Annotated in this window: 10 protein-coding genes; 6 read left to right on the forward strand and 4 right to left on the reverse strand. The window is 69.4% G+C overall.

Going from position 1 to position 11,191, the window contains the following annotated elements; all coding sequences use genetic code 11:
* Positions 1 to 2: 2 nt before the first annotated feature.
* From ACFZBP_RS25035 to ACFZBP_RS25045, 3 genes are read left to right on the forward strand one after another with little or no spacing between them, the layout of a single operon-like run.
* A complete protein-coding gene (locus ACFZBP_RS25035; RefSeq protein WP_391416263.1) occupies positions 3 to 2,381 on the forward strand; it encodes a glycosyltransferase in 2,379 nt (792 codons plus the stop codon).
* 50 nt (positions 2,382 to 2,431) lie between these two features.
* Positions 2,432 to 3,538, forward strand: a complete 1,107-nt coding sequence (locus ACFZBP_RS25040) for an acyltransferase family protein (RefSeq protein WP_391416265.1) — start codon at positions 2,432 to 2,434, stop codon at positions 3,536 to 3,538.
* Positions 3,539 to 3,560: 22 nt separating this feature from the next.
* The gene (locus tag ACFZBP_RS25045; protein WP_383452090.1) at positions 3,561 to 4,256 is read left to right on the forward strand and encodes a demethylmenaquinone methyltransferase; all 696 of its coding nucleotides are present in this window, start codon (positions 3,561 to 3,563) and stop codon (positions 4,254 to 4,256) included.
* Here the strand turns inward: ACFZBP_RS25045 and ACFZBP_RS25050 are convergent.
* Positions 4,243 to 4,554: a PASTA domain-containing protein gene (locus tag ACFZBP_RS25050; RefSeq protein WP_383452092.1), complete on the reverse strand. Its 312-nt coding sequence runs from the start codon at positions 4,552 to 4,554 to the stop codon at positions 4,243 to 4,245. The genes ACFZBP_RS25045 and ACFZBP_RS25050 overlap by 14 nt on opposite strands.
* A gap of 160 nt (positions 4,555 to 4,714) precedes the next feature.
* Complete coding sequence (locus tag ACFZBP_RS25055) at positions 4,715 to 5,221, reverse strand: GNAT family N-acetyltransferase (protein WP_383452094.1); 507 nt, start codon at positions 5,219 to 5,221, stop codon at positions 4,715 to 4,717.
* Between the two features lie 98 nt (positions 5,222 to 5,319).
* Here ACFZBP_RS25055 and ACFZBP_RS25060 point away from each other — a divergent pair, with 98 nt between their 5' ends.
* Complete coding sequence (locus ACFZBP_RS25060; RefSeq protein WP_383452096.1) at positions 5,320 to 6,639, forward strand: geranylgeranyl reductase family protein; 1,320 nt, start codon at positions 5,320 to 5,322, stop codon at positions 6,637 to 6,639.
* A 24-nt stretch (positions 6,640 to 6,663) separates the two neighbouring features.
* Here the strand turns inward: ACFZBP_RS25060 and def are convergent, their stop codons facing one another.
* On the reverse strand, positions 6,664 to 7,296 hold the full coding sequence (def, locus tag ACFZBP_RS25065; protein WP_391416268.1) for a peptide deformylase: 633 nt from the start codon (positions 7,294 to 7,296) through the stop codon (positions 6,664 to 6,666).
* A gap of 88 nt (positions 7,297 to 7,384) precedes the next feature.
* Here def and ACFZBP_RS25070 point away from each other — a divergent pair, with 88 nt between their 5' ends.
* Complete coding sequence (locus ACFZBP_RS25070; RefSeq protein ID WP_391416270.1) at positions 7,385 to 9,211, forward strand: FAD-dependent oxidoreductase; 1,827 nt, start codon at positions 7,385 to 7,387, stop codon at positions 9,209 to 9,211.
* Positions 9,212 to 9,287: 76 nt separating this feature from the next.
* Here the strand turns inward: ACFZBP_RS25070 and ACFZBP_RS25075 are convergent, their stop codons facing one another.
* Complete coding sequence (locus ACFZBP_RS25075) at positions 9,288 to 10,115, reverse strand: C40 family peptidase (protein ID WP_383452102.1); 828 nt, start codon at positions 10,113 to 10,115, stop codon at positions 9,288 to 9,290.
* Positions 10,116 to 10,828: 713 nt separating this feature from the next.
* Here ACFZBP_RS25075 and ACFZBP_RS25080 point away from each other — a divergent pair.
* Complete coding sequence (locus ACFZBP_RS25080; protein WP_030950624.1) at positions 10,829 to 11,188, forward strand: NADH-quinone oxidoreductase subunit A; 360 nt, start codon at positions 10,829 to 10,831, stop codon at positions 11,186 to 11,188.
* Positions 11,189 to 11,191: the final 3 nt, after the last annotated feature.

An 11,191-nucleotide genomic window follows, 5' to 3' on the forward strand; every position in this document is an offset into this window, starting at 1 on the left:
TCATGTCCACGACGACGCCCTCACGTCGCCGCCGTCGCGCCCCCTCGCGTATCGAGCGGGTGGCGGGCAAGGCCGCGGCCCTCCAGAAACCCCGGGTCATCCTGGCTCTGCTGCTCCTGCTCGCGCTGACCAGCGTCATGCTGCTCGACGGCTATCTGCGCGCCGAGGTCGGCGGCGACCAGCGGGTGCGCACCGGAGCCAGTTCCAGCAAGGTCCCCGACAAGATCCTCGACGGCGGACCGATCCTCACCTTCCGCGGCGGCCAGGCCACCACCGTCTCCGTCCCGGACAAGACGATCGCGCTCACCTTCGACGACGGCCCGAACCCCACCTGGACGCCGCAGGTCCTGAAGATCCTCGAGAAGTACGACATCCCGGCCACGTTCTTCGTGGTGGGCTCGATGGTCTCGCGCTACCCGGGCATCGTCGGGGACATGGTCGAGCAGGGCAACGAGGTGGGCATTCACACCTTCACCCACGTCGACCTCTCCTACCAGAGCGACGCCCGCGTCAACCGGGAGATGCAGCAGACGCAACTGGCGCTCGCCGGCGCGGCCGGCATCACGACGACGCTGTTCCGGGCGCCGTACTCGTCGGAGACGGACGCCATCGACAACTACAGCTGGCCCGTCTACAAGAAGCTCGGCGAGGACGGCTACACCAGCGTCTTCGTCGACACCGACAGCGACGACTGGAAGCGGCCCGGCGTCTCGAAGATCATCAAGTGGGCGACGCCGGAGGACGGGGCGGGCGCGTCCGTCCTCTTCCACGACGCGGGCGGCGAGCGGTCGCAGACGATCAAGGCCCTGCCGAAGTACATCGAGAAGATGAAGGCGAAGGGCTACACCTTCACCACGATCAGCGGCGCCATCCAGCAGGCGGAGTCGGCGAACGGGCAGCAGGCGAGCGGGCAGGCCGACGGGCAGCAGGCGAGCGGGCAGCAGACCGGGACCGGCGCGACGGACGGCGGCGGGCAGCAGGCGGAGGGCTCCGCTCCGGGCTCCGGTCAGCAGCCCGACGGGCAGCCGCAGCAGCTCCCGAGCGGACAGGCCGGTGGCGGGGGGACCGCCACCCTCCAGGCCGCCCACCGCGAGGCCACCGGCGCCACCCTCTACGAGGGCAAGGCCCTGATCGGGGCCGTCGCGGTCGCCGAATGGGCGGTCCCGGTGCTGTCGGTCGGCCTCATGGTCGTCGGCGTCGCAGTGATGGGCCGCTTCGGCATGATGCTGCTCCTCGCCCGCCGCCACTACCGGCAGCGCAACAGACGCCGGTTCAGCTGGGGACCGCCCGTCCACCAGCCGGTGAGCGTGATCGTCCCGGCGTACAACGAGAAGGAGTGCATCGCCAACACCCTCGCATCGCTGTCGAAGAGCACCCACCCGATCGAGATCATCGTCGTGGACGACGGCTCGACGGACGGCACCTCCGAGATCGCGCGCGACGCGGCCCACGAACTCGGCATGACCAACGTCCGCGTCATCCGCCAGGAGAACGCGGGCAAGCCGGCCGCGCTGAACAACGGCGTGCGCAGCGCCAGTCACGAGATCGTCGTGATGATGGACGGCGACACGGTCTTCGAGCCCGACACCGTACGGCAGCTGGTGCAGCCCTTCGCCGACCCCGGGATCGGCGCGGTCGCCGGCAACGCCAAGGTCGGCAACCGCAACACGGTCATCGGTGCCTGGCAGCACATCGAGTACGTGATGGGCTTCAACCTCGACCGCCGTATGTACGACCTGCTGCGCTGCATGCCGACCATCCCGGGCGCGATCGGCGCCTTCCGCCGTGAGGCGGTCCTGGAGGTCGGCGGCATGAGCGAGGACACCCTCGCCGAGGACACCGACATCACCATCGCCATGCACCGCGCGGGCCGGCGGGTCGTCTACCAGGAGCACGCGCGCGCGTGGACCGAGGCGCCGGGCTCCCTGAAGCAGCTGTGGTCGCAGCGCTACCGCTGGTCCTACGGCACCATGCAGGCCCTGTGGAAGCACCGCAAGTCACTGACGGACAAGGGTCCTTCGGGCCGCTTCGGCCGGGTCGGCATGCCGCTCGTCGTGATCTTCCAGATCGTCACGCCGGTCTTCGCCCCGCTGATCGACGTCTTCACCGTCTACTCGATGATCTTCGTCGACTTCACGGCGGCGCTGCTGGCATGGCTGGCGGTGCTCGGGGTGCAGCTGCTGTGCGCGGCGTACGCCTTCCGGCTGGACCGCGAGAAGTACCGCTATCTGCTGATGATGCCGCTCCAGCAGCTCGCCTACCGCCAGATGATGTACCTCGTCCTCATCCACTCCTGCATCACCGCGCTCACGGGCGGCCGCCTGCGCTGGCAGAAGCTGAAGCGGACCGGTGAGGTCGGGACGCCGGCGGGGGTGAGCTGACGGTGGGTTCGCACCGGAGAGGCGGCGCGGCGCGGGTCGTACCGGCGACTGTGGCCGGTAGTTCCGTCCAGCAGGCTGCCGACCCGTCACCCGCACCCAGACCGACCGGTCGTGACCGGTACTTCGACACGCTCCGGGCCGTGGCCCTGATCAGGGTCGTCACCTACCACTCCTTCGGCTGGGCCTGGGCGGGCATGGTCTTCCCCTCCATGGGTGTCATGTTCGCCCTGGCCGGCACCCTGATGGCGAAGTCCCTGGAGCGCCCCGCGCCCAAGGTGATCCGGGGGCGGCTGCGGCGCCTGCTGCCCCCGTTCTGGTTCTGGGGTTTCTTCGTGGTCGTGGCGATGCTGATCCACGGCTGGATGCCGGGCTGGCAGATCATCTACTGGGTCGTGCCGCTGGGCGACCCGCCGGGCAACGCGTGGGGCGAGCAGGCCTGGGAGATCCTCTGGTACCTGCGCACCTACCTCTGGTTCGTCCTGCTCTCCCCGCTGCTGCTCAGGCTGTTCCGCCTGGCCCCGGTCCCGGTGCTGCTGCTGTCGTCGGCCCCGATCCTGGTCGTCCACTTCGCCTCGGAACCCCCGGACAACCGCTTCGGCAGCGCGCTCACCGACCTGGCCACGTTCCTCTTCTGCTGGATCCTCGGCTTCGCGCACCGCGAGGGCGTCCTGCGCCGCCTCAAGCCGTTCGCCGTGGCCGCCCTCTCCCTCGCGGCCGTCGCGTACGGCGGCTGGTACGCCTTCACGCACCAGGCCGAGACGGGCTCCTACGACCTGGACGACATCCCGCTCGCGCAGGCGTTCTGGTCGGCGGGCTATGTGACGCTGCTGATGTACGCGAAGGACCACTTCGGTATCGACTTCGCCCGGCTGACCAGGTTCCCGCGTCTCGACCGCCTCGTCACGATCTTCAACGCGCGCGCGGTGACGGTCTACCTCTGGCACGAGATCGCCCTGATCCTCGCCGTCCCGCTGATCGACCAGTTCTGGAACGTGCCCGCGTTCGAGACGTACCTGCCACTGGAGAGCCAGTGGTTCATGTTCGGCATCGGCTGGATCCTGATCGCCGGCTTCGTGCTGCTGTGCGGCTGGGTCGAGGACGTGGCCGGGAAGAAGAAGCCGAGACTCCTCCCGGGAGGCCGTACCGCGACCCTGTGATGCCGACTGCCACAATGGGCCCGTGACCCGCGCATCCCTGAACAAGCAGCCGCACGAAGTCGCCTCGATGTTCGACGACGTGGCGGAACGGTACGACCTGACGAACGACGTGCTGTCGCTCGGCCAGGACCGTGTCTGGCGCAAGGAGGTGGCGAAGGCGGTCGACGCCCGCCCCGCGCAGAAGGTCCTCGACCTGGCGGCCGGCACGGGCACCTCGTCCCTGCCGTTCGCCCGGACCGGCGCGTACGTCGTCCCCTGCGACTTCTCCCTCGGGATGCTCCAGGTCGGCAAGCGCAAGCACACCTGGCTGCCGTTCACGGCGGGCGACGCGACGCGGCTGCCGTTCAAGGACGACACCTTCGACGCCGTGACGATCTCCTTCGGGCTGCGCAACGTCCAGGACTTCGACGCCGCCCTGCGCGAGATGTACCGGGTGACTCGGCCCGGCGGCCGGGTCGTGATCTGCGAGTTCTCGCACCCGACCTGGGCGCCGTTCCGCACGGTCTACACCGAGTACCTGATGCGTGCCCTGCCCCCGGTCGCCCGCGCGGTCTCCTCGAACCCGGACGCCTACGTCTACCTCGCCGAGTCCATCCGCGCCTGGCCCGACCAGCCGGCCCTCGCCGAGCATCTGCGCAAGGCCGGCTGGTCCAAGGTGGCCTGGCGGAACCTGACGGGCGGGGTCGTGGCCCTGCACCGGGGCTTCAAGCAGAGCTGACGACGGGGTACGGGTCCTCGGGCTGGTCGAGTTCGCGCCGCAGCCCGCCCGAGGGCGGCCGCGGGAGGCGTGGCTCGCGGACGCCTCCGCCGCCCTCACCCTCGCCGAAGTCGAACCAGACGTAGACCGACGACTCGCGCGGCACCTCGGCACCGGGCTGGGGGTACTGGCGTACGACGTAGTCGACGACGGTGAGATGGAAGTCGGGCCGGTCCGGTGCGGTGAGGAGCAGGCCGTGCGACTTCGCTGCCTCGCGCGCGTCCATGGCCATCAGTCCGACGAGTCTCGGTACTCGCACCTCGGGCCTTTTGGGTGTTATGCGCACAGATGTCACCCCCAGCGGTACTGGCAGGGTAACCGCCCGGGGGCACCGACCGGAAGCTTCAAGTACCTTTCTGTAGCAGTCGATTACGCAGGGTGAGGAGACCGGAAGGCGCGCGTCCGTCCCTCCCCCCGCTTCACAGCTCCAGCCGGTAACAGTGCCCCTTCTGCCGCCCGTCCGGGGTGGTGAACACCTCGGCGAGTTCCATGCCCAGCCGCCGTGTCACCGCGATCGACCGCTCGTTGCGCGCGTCCACCATCGCCACCACGCCCGGCACCCCGGCCGCCCGCACCCGCTCCAGCGTCAGCTCGGCCGCCGCGGTGACATACCCCTTGCCCCAGTACTCCCGCCCGAGCCGCCAGCCGATCTCGATCTCGCCGGTGGGACCCCAGTTCCGCTCCCACGGCTGGGCTCCGGTGAAGCCGATGACCTGCTCGTCGTCGTCGAGCATGGTCCACAGGCAGTACCCGCGCTCGGCGTCGTGCCGGCGCTGGCGGGCGGTGAGCTCCTCGTAGACCGACAGCTCCGCGGGCCGGCCGCCGTGGAACTCCATGACATCCGGGTGGGCGAAGATCCGGTGCCAGGCGACGGCGTCCTCGTCGGTGGGGACACGGAGCCGTACGACAGGGAGAGCTCGGTTCACGGAGGCAGCCCTTCAGCCGGGTGATCGGTGCTGCTGAATAGACTGCCCATGTCCAGTGCCGGTCGGCACACAGATTTCGAACTTGGGGAGATCCCGCCGTGACCGACGTGACCGAGCCCCTCTCCTCACCTCTCTCCTCGCCGCTCTCCGAGAACACCGCCGATGTGATCGTCGTGGGCGCGGGGCCGGCCGGCTCCACGACGGCGTACCACCTGGCCAAGTCCGGTCTCGACGTACTCCTGCTGGAGAAGACCGAGTTCCCGAGGGAGAAGGTCTGCGGTGACGGCCTGACCCCGCGCGCGGTCAAGCAGCTGGTGGCGATGGGCATCGACATCTCCGAGGAGGCCGGCTGGCTGCGCAACAAGGGCCTGAGGATCATCGGCGGCGGCGTCCGCCTCCAGCTGGACTGGCCGGATCTCGCCTCCTTCCCGGACTACGGCCTCGTCCGCAAGCGCGACGACTTCGACGAGCAACTCGCCCGCCAGGCCCAGAAGGCCGGCGCCCGTCTCCACGAGCGCTGCAACGTCGGCGCCCCGATCGTCGACGAGCGCACCGGCCGGATCACCGGCGTCCACGCCAAGCTCGGCGAGGACAAGCGCGAGGTCACCTTCCACGCCCCGCTGGTCGTCGCCGCCGACGGCAACTCCACCCGCCTCTCCCTGGCGATGGGCCTGCACCGCCGCGAGGACCGCCCGATGGGCGTGGCCGTACGGACGTACTTCGAAAGCCCCCGCCACGAGGACGACTACCTGGAGTCCTGGCTGGAGCTGTGGGACCGCCGAGGGCCGGGTGAGGACCGCCTGCTTCCCGGTTACGGCTGGATCTTCGGCATGGGTGACGGCACCTCCAACGTCGGCCTCGGCGTGCTGAACACCTCCGACTCCTTCAAGGAACTGGACTGGCGCGAGGTCCTGAAGGCCTGGTGCGCCTCCATGCCGGAGGACTGGGGCTACACCCCCGACAACATGACCGGCCCCATCCGCGGCGCCGCCCTCCCCATGGCCTTCAACCGCCAACCCCACTACACCAAGGGCCTGCTGCTCGTCGGCGACGCCGGCGGCCTGGTGAACCCCTTCAACGGCGAGGGCATCGCCTACGCCATGGAGTCCGGCCAGATCGCCGCCGACGTCATCGTCCAGGCCCACGCCCGCTCCACGCCCGCCGGCCGGGAACTCGCCCTCCAGCGCTACCCGCGCGTCCTGAAGGACACCTACGGCGGCTACTACACGCTGGGCCGCGCCTTCGTGAAGCTCATCGGCAACCCGAAGGTCATGAAGATCGCGGCCCAGCGCGGCCTGACCCACCCGGTCCTGATGAAGTTCACCCTGAAGCTCCTGGCCAACCTCACCGACCCGACGGGCGGCGACGCGATGGACCGGATCATCAACGGGCTGAGCAAGGTGGCGCCGAAGGCCTAGCCACCGGGCGGCTCTTGGACAGCCCTACTGGACCTTGCTGACGGCCTCGACGTTGGCGGCCCGGCGCGCGAACACCTCGCCCCGCCGGTCCGCCACCTGTCGCAGCGCGTCCCTCCGCTCCCGCTTGGAGAGCCGGTCCAGATAGACCTGTCCGTCGCAGTGGTCGGTCTCGTGCGCGAGGCAGCGGGCGAAGTACCCCGTGCCCTCGATCACGAGCGGCTGCCCGTCCTTGTCGAGCCCGCGCACCACGGCCCGGTCCGGACGCGGTACGTCCATCACCGCCCCCGGCACGGACAGACAGCCCTCCGAGTCGTCGAGGAGCCTCCTGTCCGCGGCGTCGAGCGGCTCCAGCACCGGGTTGACGATGTGCCCGACGTGCCGGACGCCGTCGTCGTCCGGGCAGTCGTACACGAACAGCCGCAGACCGACCCCGACCTGGTTCGCCGCGAGTCCCGCCCCGTCGGCGATGTACATCGTCAGGAACATGTCGTCGATCAGCGCGGCGAGATCGGGCCCGAACTCGGTCACGTCCCGGCACGGCTTGTGCAGTACCTCCTCACCCGTCTCGGTGATCCTGCGCACCGACCCACGCCGGGCCTCGGGCGCGAGCGGCGGATACGAGTCCACGGGCCTGCCCTGGACGAACACGCTGGGCATCTGTGTCTCCTTGTGGTTGTGAGGATGCTGTAGGTGACCGGGAATCGGACTTCCGACCTTCGAAGCCCCTCCCTACCCTCCGGGAATCATGACAACAGAACACCCGCAGCAGCCCCAGGAGCAGTCAGGGCACACGCGATCCGGCCATACCCGCAGACGCTTCCTGGCCGGTGCCGGGGGAGTCGCCGGCGCCCTCGCCTTATGGCCCGCCGGCCGCGCGAGCGCGGCCGGCGGCAAACGCGTCGCCGTCCTCGGCGGCGGAGTCTCCGGCCTGAGCGCCGCCCACGAACTCGCCGAACGCGGCTACGCCGTCACCGTCTACGAGTACTACGACGCCCTCGGCGGCAAGGCCCGCTCGATGCCCGTGCCGGGCACGGCGACCGGCGGCCGCGCCGACCTCCCCGCCGAACACGGCTTCCGCTTCTTCCCCGGCTTCTACCGGAACCTGCCGGACACCATGCGCCGCATCCCCGTCCCCGGCAACGCGCACGGCGTCCACGACAACCTCGTCAGCGGCACCGAGGCCCTGTTCGCCCGCGCCGGCGGCCGCCCCGACCTGCACTTCCCGCTCCGTCGCGCCACCACTCCGCCCCGCCCCGGCGACCTCACCCCCGGCTGGATCCGCGACCAGCTCCTGTCGGTCCTGGACCTCGGCACCCGCCTCCCCGCCCACGAGGCCGCCTACTTCGCCGACCGCCTCCTCGTCCACCTCACCAGCTGCGACGCCCGCCGCGAGGGGCAGTGGGAGAAGGTCGCCTGGTGGGACTTCATCCGCGCCGAGGAGATGAGCGAGGAGTACCGCACGCTCCTCGGCGTCGGCCAGACCCGCAACCTCGTCGCCACCCGCGCGGAGGTGGCGTCCACCCGGACCGTCGGCCGCGTCATCATCGAGGCCCTGCTCCTGTGGGGACTGCTCGGCCGGGGCATGGACGGCGACGCCGACATCGACCGCGTCCTCAACGCCCCCACCAGCGAGGCCTGGATCGACCCCTGGGAGGCCCACCTGCGCTCCCTCGGCGTCGAGTTCGTCCTCGGCACCCAGGTCCGCGAGGTCCGCCACGACGCCGGCCGGGTGAGCGGCGTGCACGTCTCGGCCCGCGACGGCGGCGACGAACGCACCGTCACGGCCGACCACTACGTCTCCGCGCTCCCGGTCGAGCACGCACGTCTGACATGGGGTCCGGCTCTGCGCGCGGCCGACCCTCAGCTCGCCCGCTGCGACGCGCTCCAGGCGGACTGGATGACCGGAGTGATGTTCTATCTGCGCACGCCCACCCCCGTCGTGCACGGCCACGTCAACTGCCTCGACTCACCGTGGTCGGTGACCGCCGTCGGCCAGGCCCAGTTCTGGAACGGACGGGACTTCCCGCGCGACTACGGCGACGGCCGGGCGCGGGACTGCCTTTCCGCGATCATCTCGGAGTGGGACAAGCCGGGCATCCTGTACGGCAAGACGGCCAAGGAGTGCACCAAGGAGGAGGTCGTCGCCGAACTCTGGGCCCAGCTGAAGGACGGCCTGAACGACGCCGGCAAGACCACCCTGCGGGACGAGGACCGCCTCGGCTGGTTCATGGACCCGGCGGTGACGGGTCTGGGCGGCCCCGATCCGCGCAACCGCGAGCAGCTCCTCATCCACCCCACGGGCACCCTCTACAACCGCCCCACGGCCCGTACGAAGGTCCCGAACTTCTTCCTCGCGGGCGACTACGTCCGCACCGACGTGGATCTGGCGACGATGGAGGGCGCCAACGAGTCGGCCCGCCTCGCGGTCAACGCGCTCCTGGACGCGGACAATTCGGACGCCGAGCGCTGTGAGATCTGGGAGCTGTACCGGCCCCCGGAGCTGGAGCCCCTGAAACGGGTCGACGAGGTGCGCTACAAGCTGGGCCTGCCCAACACCTTCGACCTGGGCTGAGCCACGAAGGCTCTCGAACGGGACGTAAGGGCCGCTGCCCCCGAGCGGCTGCGGCCCTTACGGTGATCCCTGCGACTCAGAGGACGCGCACCGCGCCCGACGCCGGGTATCCGGACAGGTCCTGGATGACGACGCCCTTGGACGGGTTGGCCGCGTCCAGGTACTGGCCGTTACCGATGTAGACGCCCACGTGGTACGCCGAGCCCTTGCCACCCCAGTACAGGATGTCGCCGACCTGGATCTGCGAGAGCGGGATGTCGGTTCCGGCCATCGACTGGTCCTGCGAGACCCGCGGCAGGTCGACACCGACCTGCTTGAACGCGGCCTGGACCAGGCTGGAGCAGTCCCACGCGTTGGGGCCGGTGGCGCCCATGACGTACGCGTCGCCCACCTGCGCCTGGAGGAAGGCGATGACCGTCCCCACGCTGCCGCTGGCGGGAGCGGCCACGCTGGTGCTCGCGGAAGCGGACAGGGTGGTGCGCTCGGCGCTGCGGGAGGCGGCCTCCTCGGCGGCTGCCCTGCGGGCCTCCTCGGCCTTCTTCTTCGCCTCGGCCTTCTTCTTGGCCTCCGCGAGGTCCTTCTTGGCTTCCTTGGCGGCCGCGGCGGCGGCCGCGTCACGCTGGGCGTCGAGCTCGTAGTTCGCCGCCGCCAACTGGGTGGCGTCCGCGGACTGGGTGAGCTGGTCCGCCACGTCAGCCGTGAGGGTGGGCAGTTCGATGGTCTGCGTCACCGGCTCGGCGGCGTTCGCCGTGGCCGACGCACCAGCCGCCGCCATGCTGAGGACGCCACCGGCAACTCCGGCACGCATCGCGATGGACGACGACGCGCTGCGGCGGGGCTTCCGGTGGCTACGTATGTGAGCGGTGTGGGACATGAGAACAACCGGTATCAGGGGCTCCTCCATACCTACAAGAAACGTGTGCTGCGCCACAGTTGTTCAATCGCCGCCCCAAATTCCCGGCCGACCGCCCTTTATTGACGCCGTAACGGACATTGCGGACGCGCCGTATCCCGCCCGTGATCACGGTCTTTCATCATTAAGTCCGAATTGCCTACCGCCTACCACTTGTTGGGACCAGTGGCCAAGCCCGGTTCTCATGGCCCTCTCATCATGTGGCGGAGGTCACGCAACGGTTACGGCTCCGTGCGCGTCCTGTGTCCGAATCGCGCCGGCCGACGCTCGTGAACGCGTGCACGCGTCCACACTCCCCTCCCCGGCTCCCTCTGAAGTGTGAACGGGCTCCTCTATCAAGGCGCCCCGTCCAACACCAATTTGCATGCAAGAGAAGTCTCTTGATATGGAGACGCCCCCTCCGAGCTGCGACGACGAGCGAAAATGTCACCTCTGGTGATCACTCGGACGCTTCTCGTGCGAAGATCACCGCTCATCCGGCTTCATGATCCTTCGTCAGGTGGTGGAGATCACAAAGCTTGTGCAATACCCCGTGTCGCAGATCACAGAGCGGCGGGCATAAGATGCGAGGCAGTTGGGCTTGTGACCTGCTTCACATGTTCTCGATCTTCGCCGGGACGAGCGGGGCTCGTGGGATCGGTGAGGCGGCTGTGAGCCCAGTGCAACCGCCAGCAGTCAGTGCCGACTGAGAGGAGCGAGGAGCGGTGAACGCCTATGCGCCCATCCTCGTACTGGGAGCCCTCGGGGCAGGCTTTGCGATCTTCTCCGTGGTCATGGCCACGCTGATCGGTCCGAAGCGGTACAACCGGGCCAAGCTCGAGGCCTATGAGTGCGGCATCGAGCCGACCCCCACGCCGGCCGGAGGCGGGCGCTTCCCGATCAAGTACTACCTGACGGCGATGCTCTTCATCATCTTCGATATCGAGATCGTCTTCCTCTACCCCTGGGCCGTCACCTTCGACTCCCTGGGGATCTTCGGGCTCGTGGAGATGCTGCTCTTCGTGCTCACCGTCTTCGTCGCGTACGCGTACGTATGGCGGCGCGGCGGCCTGGAATGGGACTGAGGG

The sequence above is a fragment of the Streptomyces sp. NPDC008086 genome, from assembly GCF_042957325.1.
Classification (GTDB): Bacteria; Actinomycetota; Actinomycetes; order Streptomycetales; family Streptomycetaceae; genus Streptomyces.

Excerpts from the sequence above, each read along its gene's own strand:
- ACFZBP_RS25075 (WP_383452102.1), bottom strand. The coding sequence starts at position 10,115 with ATGGAGGAGCCCCTGATACCGGTTGTTCTCATGTCCCACACCGCTCAC.
- ACFZBP_RS25035 (WP_391416263.1), top strand. The coding sequence starts at position 3 with ATGTCCACGACGACGCCCTCACGTCGCCGCCGTCGCGCCCCCTCGCGT.
- def (WP_391416268.1), bottom strand. The coding sequence starts at position 7,296 with ATGCCCAGCGTGTTCGTCCAGGGCAGGCCCGTGGACTCGTATCCGCCG.
- ACFZBP_RS25070 (WP_391416270.1), top strand. The coding sequence starts at position 7,385 with ATGACAACAGAACACCCGCAGCAGCCCCAGGAGCAGTCAGGGCACACG.